The sequence below is a fragment of the Desulfosporomusa polytropa genome (genome assembly GCF_055380075.1).
The window spans coordinates 1,878,719-1,893,578 of sequence record NZ_AP042400.1 but is presented as its reverse complement, the minus strand read 5'-3'; the positions used below and the strand labels follow the sequence as shown (position 1 = coordinate 1,893,578).

Annotated in this window: 12 protein-coding genes and 1 pseudogene; 8 read left to right on the top strand and 5 right to left on the bottom strand. The window is 40.7% G+C overall.

The features are described from left to right. Positions 1-95: 95 nt before the first annotated feature. The 5 genes and pseudogenes from ACZ449_RS10710 to tnpA all read right to left on the bottom strand — a co-directional run bounded on the left by ACZ449_RS10710 (position 96) and on the right by tnpA (position 3,382). Positions 96-575: a transposase gene (locus ACZ449_RS10710; RefSeq protein WP_464260997.1), complete on the bottom strand. Its 480-nt coding sequence runs from the start codon at positions 573-575 to the stop codon at positions 96-98. A 174-nt stretch (positions 576-749) separates the two neighbouring features. Further along, positions 750-956 (bottom strand): annotated as a pseudogene (locus ACZ449_RS10705) (IS66 family transposase); the annotation flags it as partial. Between the two features lie 34 nt (positions 957-990). After that, positions 991-2,574, bottom strand: a complete 1,584-nt coding sequence (gene tnpC, locus ACZ449_RS10700) for an IS66 family transposase (RefSeq protein WP_464258892.1) — start codon at positions 2,572-2,574, stop codon at positions 991-993. Between the two features lie 89 nt (positions 2,575-2,663). After that, positions 2,664-3,020 carry an IS66 family insertion sequence element accessory protein TnpB gene (gene tnpB, locus ACZ449_RS10695; RefSeq protein ID WP_464256741.1) on the bottom strand — a complete coding sequence of 119 codons (357 nt, stop codon included), beginning with the start codon at positions 3,018-3,020 and terminating at the stop codon, positions 2,664-2,666. Next, complete coding sequence (tnpA, locus tag ACZ449_RS10690; protein WP_464256740.1) at positions 3,014-3,382, bottom strand: IS66 family insertion sequence element accessory protein TnpA; 369 nt, start codon at positions 3,380-3,382, stop codon at positions 3,014-3,016. The genes tnpB and tnpA overlap by 7 nt, the downstream gene beginning before the upstream one ends. Positions 3,383-3,984: 602 nt before the next feature. On the opposite strand from tnpA, the gene ACZ449_RS10685 reads away from it, so the two are divergent. The 8 genes from ACZ449_RS10685 to nifJ all read left to right on the top strand — a co-directional run bounded on the left by ACZ449_RS10685 (position 3,985) and on the right by nifJ (position 14,808). Continuing rightward, positions 3,985-5,043: an IS4 family transposase gene (locus tag ACZ449_RS10685; RefSeq protein WP_464261856.1), complete on the top strand. Its 1,059-nt coding sequence runs from the start codon at positions 3,985-3,987 to the stop codon at positions 5,041-5,043. A gap of 232 nt (positions 5,044-5,275) precedes the next feature. Further along, positions 5,276-6,208, top strand: a complete 933-nt coding sequence (locus ACZ449_RS10680; RefSeq protein WP_464260996.1) for an AraC family transcriptional regulator — start codon at positions 5,276-5,278, stop codon at positions 6,206-6,208. 259 nt (positions 6,209-6,467) lie between these two features. After that, positions 6,468-6,776, top strand: coding sequence for a pyridoxamine 5'-phosphate oxidase family protein (locus ACZ449_RS10675; protein ID WP_464260995.1), 309 nt, complete (start codon positions 6,468-6,470; stop codon positions 6,774-6,776). 210 nt (positions 6,777-6,986) lie between these two features. Then, entirely contained in the window at positions 6,987-8,375 is a 1,389-nt protein-coding gene (locus ACZ449_RS10670) for an amino acid permease (RefSeq protein ID WP_464260994.1), read from the top strand. 108 nt (positions 8,376-8,483) lie between these two features. Continuing rightward, positions 8,484-8,942, top strand: coding sequence for a RidA family protein (locus tag ACZ449_RS10665; RefSeq protein WP_464260993.1), 459 nt, complete (start codon positions 8,484-8,486; stop codon positions 8,940-8,942). A 17-nt stretch (positions 8,943-8,959) separates the two neighbouring features. Beyond that, entirely contained in the window at positions 8,960-9,805 is an 846-nt protein-coding gene (locus tag ACZ449_RS10660) for an MBL fold metallo-hydrolase (RefSeq protein ID WP_464260992.1), read from the top strand. A 179-nt stretch (positions 9,806-9,984) separates the two neighbouring features. Then, entirely contained in the window at positions 9,985-11,133 is a 1,149-nt protein-coding gene (locus ACZ449_RS10655) for a trans-sulfuration enzyme family protein (RefSeq protein WP_464260991.1), read from the top strand. Between the two features lie 129 nt (positions 11,134-11,262). Next, positions 11,263-14,808 carry a pyruvate:ferredoxin (flavodoxin) oxidoreductase gene (nifJ, locus tag ACZ449_RS10650; protein WP_464261855.1) on the top strand — a complete coding sequence of 1,182 codons (3,546 nt, stop codon included), beginning with the start codon at positions 11,263-11,265 and terminating at the stop codon, positions 14,806-14,808. The last annotated feature ends 52 nt before the right edge of the window (positions 14,809-14,860 follow it).

The following is a 14,860-nucleotide window of genomic DNA, read 5'->3' as shown; positions in this document are numbered from 1 at the left end:
AAAAGGCACACTTAAATAGGCCTATCAAAAATAGGCCAAAAATTGATTACAGTCAGACTATCTTTTATTGCAAACTGTAATCAACTGAGATATATTTAACACAAGCTATTATTCAGTGGTGGCGATGAGTATGCCTTTAAGGCAATATTTGAGTCATAGAACTCGCCAGATTTTAACAGTTTATAAATAAGCGTTAAAATCTTTCTCGCCACCGCTATAATAGCTTTTTTTTTGCCTAATTTTCCTTGGTGTGACCAGAACCACAATGCAAATGAACTTTTTCTTACTCTTACTGAAGCCCAGGCTACTTGACACAAGATAGATTTTACGTAAGGATTACCATGCAAGATTTTTATGGACTTTACTTTACCAGTACTCTCATCATTTCTAGGTGATAACCCTGACCGAGAGCACAATTTAGCACTGTTACTAAAATGTTCTTGTGGGGTGGCACTAATTTCTGCGACTACTGTTAATGCTGATAATGTATCGATACCAGGAATGGAATCTAGTTGCTTTATTGCTGCCTGATAAGGCTGGGCTACCTCTTGCATGCTAAGTAATAGTTCTTCCATTTCCTTTTGCACTTGGTCTATTTTTGCAAGTAATATTTTTGTTACTACTCAGGCATTCTAACTCCACACTAAAGATGGTAGTATGATGTTGCATTGGAAGAAGACTCCTACCGTAGAGAGGGGTCGACAAATAGAGATGCTTTTTTAGGCACCTTGATAAGCAGTGGGCTTTGACTAGACTTGAGGAATACTTGGTTGTCCAGCTAAGGCATTAGCGATAGCAGCCATCGCATCAATTCCGTTTTTCTTCGCCGTAGATAGATAACTTCTAATTCGGCAAAAGGTGCTTGCTCCATCAGTTCCCCGGAAACATCCCGATATTTTTTGACGAAGCTTCTGCATACGAATATCCCGTTCAGCGAGATTATTATCAAATGGAAGTAAGCGTCAAAAATGTCGTCACCTTGACAACAAGTCATTTGGTAACGGCATTAGTATTACAGTAATCTGGAACAAAACTGGGCATTAGTCGTTGTAGTGCCTCAACATCATTTCGTATATCCCAGTTGGGCGCGTTTTTAAAAATATAAGTCAGGTAGGCATATGGATTGAGCCCATTTTCCTTTGCGGTTTCTATTATGCTGAACACAACTGCGCTGGCTTTAGCTCCTCGCGGTGTGTTGGCAAAGAGAAAATTTTTGCGGTCAATCACAAACGGCTTAATGCTGCGTTCGGCGCGATTGTTACTGATTTCCAGCCTTCCGTCCAGTAGATATCGTTCGAGATATTTCCATTGCTCCAACGTATAGTGCACGGCTCTGCCAAATCCGCTCTTGGTAGATGCCTTTACTGTATGAAGGTACGACAAAAACTCGTCAAGCACTGGTTTTGCCAGTTCCTGACGCTTTTTATAGCGTTCTTCCGGTGTACAATCAGCTAGTTGGCGCTCAATAGTAAATAGCTTATCGCAATATTGTTTGCTACGTTGCGCCCCAGAGCCTTCCCGGTCTTTTTCCAAAAGGCCTTTTAGCGCCTCGTCAAATTTTCTTCTGGCGTGCGCCCAGCAACCTACAATGATGATTCGCTCCGGCAAGCTATGATACCCGGCATAACCATCCGTATGAAGGTAGCCGCTAAACTCCTGCAAAAATTCTAAAGGGTGCTTCGCCTTCCGATCTGGCTGATAATCACACAGCACAATAGGCATACTAGCACACCCGCCAGTTCTATACAGCCACATGTAGCTTTTGCTTTGCGCAGATTTGCCCGGCTCGTGAAGTACCTGTAAAATGGTTTCATCTGCATGGAGCACTGGCTGTATGGAAAGTAGCTCTTTAAAGGCATCATAGATTGGCTCCAGCCAATCTTCAGAACACCGAATCAGCCAGTTAGACATAGTTTGTTTGGAAAGAGCTATGCCCATACGGCTCAAATCTTGCTCCTGGCGATGCAGTGGCATTCCATTTGCAAATTTCTGTGTCATAATATGAGCAACTGCTTCTGGAGAAGCAAAGCTTCCTTTGATTACCGGCTTGTCCATTGGTGCCTTGATAATAGGCACGCTGCATGCATTGACTTCACAGTCGCGGCAGGCATATACATAGTCAATATGTTCTACGATAACTGCCTTGGCCGGGATGATCTTCAATTCGCGGCGGACATTTTTACCCATAATATGCAGTTTTGAACCACATTCCGGGCATTCCTGCTCATGTTCCGGTAAAAAATGTTCTACAACCTCTATTGGTAAATCGGCAGGAATGGTCTCTTTTCTTTCTTTGACATTCTTACGATAATGCTTCTGAACTTCAGTCAATTCAGGCTCGGGCACCCGTTCATCTGCTGTTGCCTCCGCCTCGTTAAAAAGATTAAACTGATCGTATTTGCTTTTTTCACTGGAGGAGCCGAACTGTTTTTGTTTGGAAAGACGCATTTGCTCCATCAGCCACTTGACCTGTTGAGTCAGTTCCTCATTTTGTATTTTTAGTGCCTCATATTCAGTACGAGAAACAAAGATCATTTCTTCTTGTGTATTAGTACCGTTCACTAGAATTTTCATGTAATAATTATACCATATTTTATGGCTTTTTTCCATGGAAATTCCGTTAAATCCATTGATTTTGCAGGATATTTAGGACTTTTAGCAAATTAGACGATTTGTATTTTATCGACTTTTTTATGCGCCCTCGGCTGTTGAATGCTTAACCCTTCCATTAGCCAACGAAACTGTTGTGGCGTAATGTGTTTGACCTCTTTTTCATCTTTGGGCCACTGAAAGCCACCGTTCTCCAGCCGTTTATACAAAAGTACAAAGCCATCTCCATCCCAAAAGAGCGCTTTGATTCGATCACGCCGACGGCCGCAAAACAGGAACAGACTGTTGGAGAACGGATCTAGATGAAAGCATTGCTGTATGGTCGCTGCCAGACCATCAATAGATCTTCTCATATCGGTGTGGCCGCAGGCGAGAAAGATATGTTCGATTTTAGATATATCACCTAACATAAATGTTTCAGTGCCAGAAGCGTAGCCTCCACGGTTACCATATCAGCGCCTTGATAAACATGGATTTGCATATCGTTACGCTCAATCGTAACAGCCAATGTTTCCGCACGATGCTTAGGCATCTTCATTTCTGCAAATACCGAACCCTGTACGGGAACAGCCTCGCTGGAGGCAGGGAGACTTACCGAAATTGCCCGGCAAGTCTCCTGACATACAAGCTTCTGCCAATGATAGTATGTTTTCACGTTAATGTTATTTTCGCTGCACCACGTTTTAATGGTTTTGCCACTGTTGCGGCAAGCCGTAACAATATTGCGCCATTTCTCCAATCGAACTTCATGCGTCACTTTCTGTACGCTCATAAAAGTAGACCTCCTGCGAGTTTCTAAGAATCCAAATGACTCCAACAAACTCTATGTGATTCTCTTGGACCTATTGTCTCATCCGGAGGCCTGGTTGTACATGTGACGATTTATTTGACGCTTACAAATGGAACCTCGAAATCGTAAAGAAACGCAAGTGTTTCTAAGTCATATTGCCGAAGCTTATGGAGTAATTGAAGGGGTTTACTTTTCTTAGGATCGCCCCGTTTGAAGATTAAATAACCTTGACCAGCTCTGTGGTTCACCCCTACCAATCAAATCTGGAAATATGAACCAGCGAATTTCCCGGGCTGTGCTGTTTATTTTTTTGAATAGTATCGGTATATACTCAACTTTCGCAGAGGCAAAATCGTCCGAACACCTTGAGGTAGTTAACATCAAGCCAATAAAATAGTCATTCTTGACAATGGAAAAACACCCCAATGTCTGGTAAAGTGAAGTTGCTACCCAACACTACCATACAGAAGAGGTGTCTCCCATATGACAATAGTAAATCAACAACAACCCAAAAATCAACTACCAGATGAAATTAAATGCGCTTTTGAAGAACTACACATTCTACGTCACCTTCGAAGTGCTGAATTACTAAGAATTTAGGATACATATGTTCCTACCTGTTTCAAATCATTTTCTGCCTGATTTTTCAACATCGTAACTGGTTTCAATTGCTGGAAAGTACTTGCGCTGATAAGTTTCCTGGTAAAGATACGGTTTATCGGTTTTTAAATCACCCTAGTTTCGCCTGGCGTCGATTTCTAACTATCTTTAGCAGCGATGTCATCCAAAAAGCAACTGCGTTAACATCCAAAGACCGTACCCGAGTTTTGATTGCCGATGATTCCATGTATGGGCGCAATCGTAGCAAATCGGTTGAATTGCTAGCCCGTTTTAGAGATCATGCTCTTGGTTGTTACTACAGAGGTTTTCGCATGTTGACGCTGGGTTGGTCTGATGGTCACACTTTTATCCCGGTCGATTTTTCTCTACTTAGTTCGCAATCATCGCAGATTCAAGGAATTAGTGCTCACATTGATAAGCGCACTTGTGGCTATAAGCGACGCATGGAAGCTTTACAGTCAGCTCCCGCCATCATTCCCACCATGATAGACCGGGCCTTGGCATCTGGCATTAGTGCCTCCCATGTTCTCATGGATAGTTGGTTTACCTATGCCCCTCTCTTACGGGAAATTACTAAACGTGGATTGGATGCCATCGGTATGGTTAAAGACACTAATCAACGTTATCAAGTCGGCAATAGCAGGCTTAGTTTGAAACAGTTGTACCAAGTTGCTTCTCCGGTTAGGCGCAAGGGCAGTGGTATATTACGAACAATTTGCACCTATGATATGCTGGTAAGCCATACTACAATTGTCCTTGCGCGGTATATCTTGCTAAGTTGGCAACACCGCCAGCATTCTGATGAACGCACCTTAGGCGGATTGTTCTTAGCCATGTGCGATGAGCTTAGCAGCTTAGATTGGGCAGTTGCCTTGCAGCAATTGCTTGAGATATTGAATGATGTTTCAAAAAAGGTGAAGAAATCGGTCATTAATCTAGTCCAAAGTCAACTACATCACTGGTTTGCAGGATTACCTAGTTATATCAAGGCTTACCTGCCTAATTTATGCTGCGAAAGTTGAGTATATAGTGCCAGGGAGAGTAGCGGGAATGGTATTTTTGATGTTATCAAAACCGTAGGACTCCTGTTAAATTTTCAAATTTGGCAGGAGTTAATTTACTTTTCGTGAATGAATTTATTCATGGATTTTTTGCAACACTATGGTTGCTGAAAGACAATAGAAAACAACTTAACTAAAATAGATCGTAATGGTAGAATTATGAATTAACTATGTACTGAAGGGGCGTGACTAATTGGAAAAGCTATATTATTACGAACTCACTCTTGGAAAAGAACAGACGGTTGTAAAGCTATACCTGAAGAAAGCAGGTAATTATCATTTTTATTGGCATAAGAACATAGAATTGATGTTGGTCTTAAGAGGACATGTAAAAGTTTATTCTGATCGGAAAAAGCATACATTGGAACAAGATGATATTCTTTTTATCAATTCCAATTCTGGTCATTCCCTTTTTGTACTGGATCCAGAAAGTATGCTTTTTATTATGGAAATTAACCCGAAAGTTTTTCCTGAAGCCAATTGTCTCAAGATTGAGTGCGAATCTAATAGTGAATCTCGCTATAATCTTTTATTTACTCAAATTCGGTATTTAATGGCTAAAACATTATTCTATGCATCAAAGGGACAAGAAAAGTATCTAATGGGAATAAAGGCATACATAATGGCATTGCTTACTGAGTTACAATATAATTTCCCTAGTACTCATGACAGTCAAGATATTACGATGAACCTAAAAGAGAAAAAAGACTTTCGGAATATTCTAGATTACATAGATATTAACTTTGACAAAAAACTTAAACTTGAGGAGATGGCGAATATTGCCGGATACAATGTAACATATCTCGCGACACTATTCCGAAAAAATGTGGGGATTACTTTTAATGAATACTTAATGAGGGTTCGGTTAAAAAATGCAATTGACAATATGTTTGATTTAAATATCTCTCTATTGGATATAGCTTTGAAGAACGGATTTCCCAACAGCAAGTCCTTTTGTCAATGTATGAAAGAATACTGCGGCAAAACACCGCAACAATATCGGATGGAAATAGAGAGAAGTTCTGATAAGAAGCTTATTAAAACCCGTGAGTACCTGGTGTATCCTAATCAATTTATTGAAGAAAAATTGAATTCATATAGAGAAGGATGTATAAAAACGTATTAACTAACATGGTAATAATCATAGAGGGATAATCTTTTAATTTTTTAGGCGAGAAAAACGAAAGATTTTGCTTTAGCAAAATCTTTCGTTTTTTTGTTTAAAAAGCACTAAATATATGAATTGAAGAAATCTTCAGATATATCTATACTGTTACTTAAGAAGATAAAAGACATATTTTGTCGATTAATAAATAAAAATATATAATTCGGAAAAAATATAACAGGAGGTAGTAATATCGTGTTTTATTATGAAAGAATGATTTATGATCAGAATATCATTGGTGCGATTATTGGCTTATGCGATACTGTCTATGTTAGTATGCATGATAAAGATTACCCTTAAAATTGTGCCAATGAATTTTGGTTATGAAATAAAAGATAATCAGTTGTTGGTATATGTGCATACTTACACAGAAGGGTATAAGCTTCAATTATTAGCGAAGAATCCCCGTGCTTGTTTATCGTTCAGTAAATTTCAAAATTTTCCTGATCGTCCATATAAAGAACTTTTACATGATTATCGTTCAGTTATGGTATTTGGTATAATGCGGATGATTTATTTTAAGTATTAACTTGCTAAGGTCGTTGGTAGTTAGGGTTGAAGAGGATGTGATAAATGAAGCAAAGTTGGATTAATTTATTTAATAATTCAGTTGATAAACAAGAAAATGGTAGTTTGTTTTAAGAGAGAAGAGAAAGTTATTTTGTGTTGATTGCGATTTTTCCCGGATAAAAATGATATAAAATTTATAGTTAACATTTTAAAAAAATGGGGGAAGAACATGGAGAAAAAAATTCAGGTCAAGGCTCTTGAAAAAGAAGAATTAAAACGTGGACTAAAAAGTCGGCACATGTGGATGATCGCAATTGGCAGCGCCATTGGTACAGGGCTGTTCTACGGTTCATCGGGTGCTATCAAATTGGCCGGACCTGCGGTCATTTTAGCCTACATGATTGTGGGAATGATAGTCTTTTTTACAGTCAGAGCATTGGGTGAAATGTGTGTAGCCGAACCTGTATCTGGTGGAGCTGTTGCTTTTGCTGATCGTTATCTTGGCAAGTACTTTGGTTTCTTTTTGGGATGGAGTGTGCTGATTTCGGGTCTGTCAACAGGTACAGCCTCTTATAATGCGCTGGGGCGCTATGTGCATTTTTGGTTTCCAGATGTTCCAATTTGGGTGAGTGCTGCAGTAGCATTAGCTGTGATTGTTTTGTCCAATATGATTGCTGTGCGAATTTATGGTGAAGTTGAGTCTTGGATAGCTGGTATTAAGGTGACTGCAATACTCAGCATGATTGTTTTGGGTTTATTGATTATTCTGTTTGGTGTTGGCAATGGTGGAGTTCCAGTTGGATTTGGGAATTTGGTGGATAATGGCGGCTTTTTGCCGAACGGCTTGTCTGGCTTGATGATGGCTTTTGTTCTGGTGGCATTTGCTTACGGCGGCATTGAGAATATTGGTGTAACTGCCGGGGAAGCTCAAGATCCAAACCACAGTATTCCGAAAGCGATAAATGGTGTGCTTTTGCGAATTGCAATTTTTTATATTGGAGCTATCACGGTGTTGATTACGTTGTTTCCGTGGGACAAAATTGGAACGCAAGGAAGTCCGTTTGTAGTAGTATTTGATAAAATCGGCATCCCGGCGGCAGCATCGATATTGAATTTTGTGGTAATTACGGCGGTGCTCTCTTCGATGAATGGCTATGTATATAAGGCTAGCCGCATAGCATATAAGTTAGCTTTACAAGGAAATGCGCCAGCTTGTTTTGGTAAGGTAAGCTTGCAAGGCACCCCCTATATAGCTGTAATGATCGTTATTTTATTACAATTGGTTGGCGTGGCGATGAATTATGTTATGCCAGCAGAGGCATTTTCGGTTTTTTCTTCGATTTCAACAATATTATTTATTGTAACATGGATAGCTATTTTGGTTAGTCAATGGCGGTTTAGGAAAATAAAAATTCACAATGGTGAAGAAAATTCTATTTTGTTTAAGATGCCGTTTTGGCCGTATTCCAATTATATTGCAATTGCTTTCTTGTTGTTCATTGTTGTAGCATTATGGTTCCAGCCGAACACACGAGTTGCTCTATACTTTTTCCCGGTTTGGGTAGTTGGACTTACAATCTTTTATTATGCATATGCGAAAGTTCATGCTAAGGATTAGCCCAATGATTTATTTGGTTTTTTGATTATGTTGATTGCCTGTGTACTTAAACAGTACACAGGTAAAATAAAAATAAATTTAAGTTATGTCGTAAGGGGGATTTTAAAAATGATTGAAAAGAAACTTGCTGAACTTGGACTTGCGCTGCCCAAAGCTCCTGTCGCTGTTGGCAGTTATGTGGGATTTAAAACTGTCGGTAATCTGGTTTTCATTTCTGGCCAGGTTCCTATACAGGACGGGAAAGTGGCTTATACAGGGAAAATGGGTGATGGTGTTCAGCTTGAGCAAGCTTATGCTGCTGCGCAGGTGTGTGCATTAAATGTATTGGCACAGTTAAATGAAGCCATTCAGGGCGAGTGGTCGAGAGTTATTCAAGTAGTCCGGGTTGGCGGGTTTGTTAACTGTGAACCTGACTTTACAGATGCTCCTAAAGTAGTAAATGGTGCATCAGATCTTTTTGTTAAGGTTTTTGGGGAAGCTGGTAAGCACGCGAGAGCTGCAGTTGGTGTTGCTTCTCTTCCTTCGAATGTATTGGTTGAAGTTGAAGCAGTATTTGAGATAGCTTAAACAGGAGTGTGGAGTAAATGGATGATTTAGTAAAGCTTAGATATTATGGATGGTCGGCTTTTCGTATTGAAACCAATCAGGGGTCGTTGTTATCTGACCCCTTCTTTCGACCCTATTGCGATGCGGAATGGTTTCATCTTGAAGACTTTAGCGAAGCAGATTATATTTGCGTTACTCATGGACATGATGAACACTTTATGGATATACCGGTTGTCGCTAAAACTACAGGGGCGACAGTGGTTGCATCGCAAGCCGTATGTGATTATTTGGTTAAAAAGAATAAGCTGAATTCAAGCAAGGTTATGTCTATAGACTCAGCACGCTTTGAGAGTGTAAGCGTGCCAGGATTTAAGATTAGTGTATTTCCTTGGAAACATCGTGATATAAATATATTCACCTCAGTCGCTAAGCAACTGCTTCGCGGCAGTACAACCCAACTAGCATGGGCCTGGAACGGTCTTACTAAAGCTCCGTTCTACGCGCCTTTCACCGGTTATCACTATGAGTTGCCCAATGGTGTGACCATACTGAACTATGGTGAGGGCTTCAATACTGCAATGACAGATGTGGAGATTCGGGATATCGGTAGTCGTTTCAGGACAGATATTTTGCTTGCCGGAATGCAGTTGTACTTTATGGAAGATGTAGCACGCGGGGTTGCTGCGCTCAAACCGAAAATTGTAGTACTGTATCCACCCCACGAGAAACTCTTCAATATGTTAGGAGCAAAATCAGCACCTTGGACTGAATTCGCGAAGGTAATTAAAAATCGGTTCCCTAATATCACAGTGCATATTGCTGAACCTGGATTTGAGCTGCCGATAAGCGCGACAGATACCCCGTCGCTTTTCGTAAATAAGTAATGACTGGTACCTCTAGCTAAAAATAGCATGAAATATATGTGTGTTTGGAATTAATAAGTATATTGTTTAGGCTTTGCCTTTATGGGAGTATATCTACTGTATTGAAGTTCTATAAAATTTGAATTTCTATGATTGGAATCATATATAGATAATTTTGGTTATTGGAGGAGGCATTTTAAATGAAAGAAAAGGTTGAAGGATTAAGTAATGATACTTTAGTTTTGCATACGGGTTTTGATACTGATAAACAGTTTGGTGCGGTCAATTATCCGATATATCTGTCATCTACTTTTGTAGAGGATGAAACCCATAATGAATATATATATTCTCGGGTGAACAATCCTACAAGAAATGCCCTGGAAAATGTAATTGCAACGTTGGAGCACGGTAAGAGAGGACATGCATTTGCAAGTGGTTTGGCAGCGATTTCGGCGATATTTGCACTTTTTAACAGCGGTGATCATTTTGTTGTTTCTAAAGTTGTTTATGGTGGTACTTATCGTTTGTTAACGCAAGTTCTAAATCGTGTAGATATATCGGTATCTTTTGTTGATACGACGGATTTAAGAGCAGTTGAGGCTGCGATTACCCCCAAGACTAAGGCCATATATGTTGAAACCGTAACCAATCCAACGATGATGGTTAGTGATATTCGGGCGCTTGCGGACATGTCTAAGAGCAAAGGCTTGAAGCTTATTGTTGATAACACCTTTTTAACTCCATATTGGCAGAATGCTTTGCTTCTGGGTGCGGATATCGTCGTTCATAGCGCTACCAAATATTTGAGTGGCCATAGTGACTTGCTGGCTGGTCTAGTTGTCACAGCATCTGAAGAGTTGGGAGAAGAGTTGCATTTTAATCAGAAAGCAATCGGCGGGGTACTTAATCCGTTTGAATCCTGGTTACTGATGCGCGGCATAAAAACACTAAGTGTTAGGATGGAAAAGCATGAAAGCAATGCCAGAATTTTAGCCGAATGGCTGACTACATTGCCGCAGGTTAAAAAAGTGAATTATCCCGGCTTGCCAGATCATCCGCAGCATGAATTGGCTAAACGGCAGCAGCGTGGTTTCGGAGGCATGATTTCTTTTGAGCTTGGCTCTGCTGAATTAGCAGAAAAATTCCTTGGCCATCTTAAAATCATTGGCCCTGCAATTAGCTTAGGCGGAGTAGAGAGTCTCATGTCTATGCCGGTTCAACATACTCACAAAAGCTTTCCGCCGGAAGAGCTCATGAAATTAGGGATTAGCAATAGATTGCTACGCTTCTCGGTGGGAATCGAAAATGTCGATGACTTAAAACAAGATATTCTTCAAGCTCTGGAATAATAGTATAAACTTGTTAGATTAAGTTCATTTATTAAGGAACAAGTGTATATGGGGCGCTGAGGTTTCAGAACTTCGGGGATGAAATGTCTCGCTCCTGTTTATTTAAAGGGAGAGATTTTCTTGGGTAACATGAAACGAAGAATGAAGACAATGGACGGCAATACGGCTGCAGCATATATTTCTTATGCGCTTACAGATGTCGCTGCAATTTTCCCCATTACTCCATCTTCCAATATGGCGGAAAGTGTAGATGAATGGGCAACTCAGGGGAAAAAGAATATTTTTGGACAAACCGTTAAGGTAGTGGAAATGCAGTCCGAAGGCGGCGCAGCCGGGGCTGTTCATGGTTCATTGCAGGCCGGTGCGCTGACTACGACGTATACCGCGTCACAAGGCTTGCTCCTTATGATTCCCAACATGTATAAAATTGCTGGCGAACTATTGCCAAGCGTGTTTCATGTTAGTGCTCGTGTTATCGGCGCAAATGCTATCAGTATTTTTGGAGACCATTCTGATGTCATGGCAACGCGGCAAACGGGTTTTGCCATGCTGGCCGAAAGCAGTGTCCAACAAGTTATGGATCTTGCCGCTGTTGCTCACCTAGCGGCAATTAAAAGCCGGGTGCCGTTCCTTAACTTTTTTGACGGTTTTCGGACTTCTCATGAAGTACAAAAGGTGGAAGTTCTCGAATATGAGGAATTGGCTAATTTAATAGATAGAAAAGCAGTTAATGATTTTAGAAGATCGGCGTTAAATCCTGACCATCCCGTTTTGCGGGGAACAGTTCAAAATTCTGATATCCATTTCCAGCAAAGAGAAGTAGCCAATCGGTATTGGAATGAACTACCTAATATTGTTGAAGGTTATATGCAAGAGATTAGTAAACTTACTGGTCGAAAGTATCATCTTTTCAATTACCATGGCGCCGAAGATGCTGAGCGGATAATTATTGCTATGGGCTCCATGTGTGAAACTATTGAGGAAATGGTCGATTATCTCAATGCCCGAGGTGAAAAGGTTGGACTCTTAACCGTACACTTATATCGTCCATTTTCTGTTGAGCATTTCTTCAAATACATTCCCCGGACTGTTAAGAAAATTGCTGTACTTGATCGTACCAAAGAAATGGGAGCTGCTGGTGAGCCTCTTTATACTGATGTAAAATCGGTGTTCTATGGAAAGCACTGGAACCCTGTAATTGTCGGTGGACGTTGCGGAGTGGGCGGTAAGGATGTCATACCCGGACATATTCATGCTGTATTTGAAAACCTTAAAAAAGACAATCCTAGAGACCATTTTACGGTTGGTATTATTGATGATGTTACTCATACGTCCCTGCCATTAGGTGCGGATGTAGACACTACAGTAGATGGAACTAAGGCTTGCAAATTCTGGGGCCTTGGTTCTGACGGAACGGTCGGCGCCAACAAAAACGCCGTAAAAATCATTGGCGATCATACAGACATGTATGCGCAGGCTTATTTTGCCTATGACTCAAAAAAGTCGGGCGGCGTCACTATTTCTCACCTGCGTTTCGGCAAAACGCCGATCAAATCTCCTTATCTCATTAACAAAGCGGACTTCATTGCCTGTCATAATCAATCTTATGTTGCTAAGTACAATATTTTGGAAGGGCTAAAAAAGGGCGGCAGTTTCCTATTGAATTGTAATTGGGGAATAGAAGACCTCAATAAATATTTGCCTGCAAGTATTAAACGGTACCTTTTTGCCAATCAAATTAACTTTTATACTATTGATGCTGTGCGTATTGCCAAGGAAATCGGCCTTGGCGGACGGATCAACATGATTATGCAATCCGCTTTTTTCAAAATCGCTGAAATTATTCCTATTGATCAAGCGGTAGCTTACCTTAAAGAAGCCGTAGTCAAGTCGTATGGAAAAAAAGGCGAAAAAGTTGTTGCTATGAATCATGCAGCTATCGACAAAGGAATTGACTCTATCGTAAAAATTACGATTCCCAATGAATGGGAGACTGCTTATGATGAAAAGACAAAAGAAAAAGAAGTTCCTGCTTTCATTGAAAACATTTTAATTCCTATGAACCGGCAGGAAGGAGATTCACTTCCAGTAAGTGCCTTTATTGGTATGGAAAATGGAACGTTTCCCTTTGGAACAGCCGCTTATGAAAAACGCGGAATTGCTATTGATGTGCCGGAATGGGAAATGGATAAATGCATTCAATGTAATCAATGCGCCTATGTTTGTCCTCATGCGGCCATAAGACCAATATTATTGACCGATGAAGAATTGAAAGCCGCTCCTGCAGATTTTAATGCTAAACCTGCAATGGGGGCCAAAGATCTCTATTTTACGATGGCGGTTTCTCCACTGGATTGTACAGGTTGCGGAAATTGTGCGCAAGTTTGTCCGGCCAAGGAAAAAGCATTGGTCATGAAACCACTGGCAACGCAAATAGACAAGTCTCCATTGTGGGATTATGCTATGGGGGTAGCTCCGAAACCTAATCCGATGAATCCGTTCACTGTAAAGGGCAGCCAATTTGAACAACCGCTAATCGAATTCTCCGGCGCTTGCGCTGGCTGCGGGCAAACCCCTTACGTTAAGTTAGTAACCCAACTGTTTGGTGATAGGATGATAATAGCTAATGCTACAGGTTGTTCTTCTGTTTATGCAGGCAGTGTGCCATCAGTTCCATATACAACCAATCATTTGGGACATGGCCCGGCCTGGGGTAACTCTCTGTTCGAAGACAACGCTGAGTTTGGTTTGGGAATGTTCGTTGGTGCGAAGCAAATTCGTGAAAAGTTAACTCTGGATATTAAAGCTGCTATCGAACTCAACATCGGGGAAGAATTTAATGCCGCCTGTAAGGAATGGTTGGATCTTAAGGAAGAAAGTGAAGGTTCACGGGCTAGGGTGAACAAATTGCTTGCAATATTAGAAAAAGTTAAAGAAAATCATGATTTACTTAATGCTATTTATCAAAATAAAGACTTTTTGGTAAAACGGTCACAATGGATCTTTGGCGGTGATGGATGGGCATATGATATTGGTTTTGGCGGATTGGATCATGTATTGGCATCCGGTGAAAATGTCAATGTTTTAGTGTTAGATACCGAGGTGTACTCCAATACCGGCGGGCAGTCATCCAAAGCTACACCGGCAGCGGCAATAGCAAAATTTGCGGCTTCCGGCAAATACACTAAGAAAAAGGATCTAGGCATGATTGCCATGAGCTATGGTTATGTCTATGTTGCGCAAATTGCAATGGGAGCCGATAAAAATCAAACCTTAAGAGCGATTGCCGAAGCAGAAGCATATCCAGGACCGTCTTTGATCATAGCTTATGCGCCATGTATCAACCATGGCTTGAAAAATGGTATGGGTTATAGTCAGTTGGAAGCCAAGCGAGCCGTTAACAGTGGTTATTGGGCACTGTATAGATATAACCCTAAATTAAAAGAAATAGGAAAGATGCCATTCATTTTGGATTCAAAACAGCCAAGTATGAGTTTCAGGGAATTTCTCATGGGTGAAGTACGATTTTCTTCCTTGCAGAAGGTATTCCCGGGTGTAGCCGAAGAACTATTTGAGAAAACCGAACAAGATGCAAAAGAAAGATTGGAGAACTACAAGCGACTGGCTGATCAATGCGATATAGTGTGTCAACAGGTTGCTGTGGGCAAGGAATAAGAAAAAAATTCTGAGGGAGCCAAAAAGCCCCCCTCAGAATTTTCTAGATGCT

Excerpts from the sequence above, each read along its gene's own strand:
- tnpB (WP_464256741.1), bottom strand. The coding sequence starts at position 3,020 with ATGTTAGGTGATATATCTAAAATCGAACATATCTTTCTCGCCTGCGGC.
- ACZ449_RS10655 (WP_464260991.1), top strand. The coding sequence starts at position 9,985 with ATGAAAGAAAAGGTTGAAGGATTAAGTAATGATACTTTAGTTTTGCAT.
- tnpA (WP_464256740.1), bottom strand. The coding sequence starts at position 3,382 with ATGAGCGTACAGAAAGTGACGCATGAAGTTCGATTGGAGAAATGGCGC.
- ACZ449_RS10675 (WP_464260995.1), top strand. The coding sequence starts at position 6,468 with ATGATCAGAATATCATTGGTGCGATTATTGGCTTATGCGATACTGTCT.
- tnpC (WP_464258892.1), bottom strand. The coding sequence starts at position 2,574 with ATGAAAATTCTAGTGAACGGTACTAATACACAAGAAGAAATGATCTTT.
- ACZ449_RS10665 (WP_464260993.1), top strand. The coding sequence starts at position 8,484 with ATGATTGAAAAGAAACTTGCTGAACTTGGACTTGCGCTGCCCAAAGCT.
- nifJ (WP_464261855.1), top strand. The coding sequence starts at position 11,263 with ATGAAACGAAGAATGAAGACAATGGACGGCAATACGGCTGCAGCATAT.
- ACZ449_RS10670 (WP_464260994.1), top strand. The coding sequence starts at position 6,987 with ATGGAGAAAAAAATTCAGGTCAAGGCTCTTGAAAAAGAAGAATTAAAA.
- ACZ449_RS10660 (WP_464260992.1), top strand. The coding sequence starts at position 8,960 with ATGGATGATTTAGTAAAGCTTAGATATTATGGATGGTCGGCTTTTCGT.
- ACZ449_RS10710 (WP_464260997.1), bottom strand. The coding sequence starts at position 575 with ATGGAAGAACTATTACTTAGCATGCAAGAGGTAGCCCAGCCTTATCAG.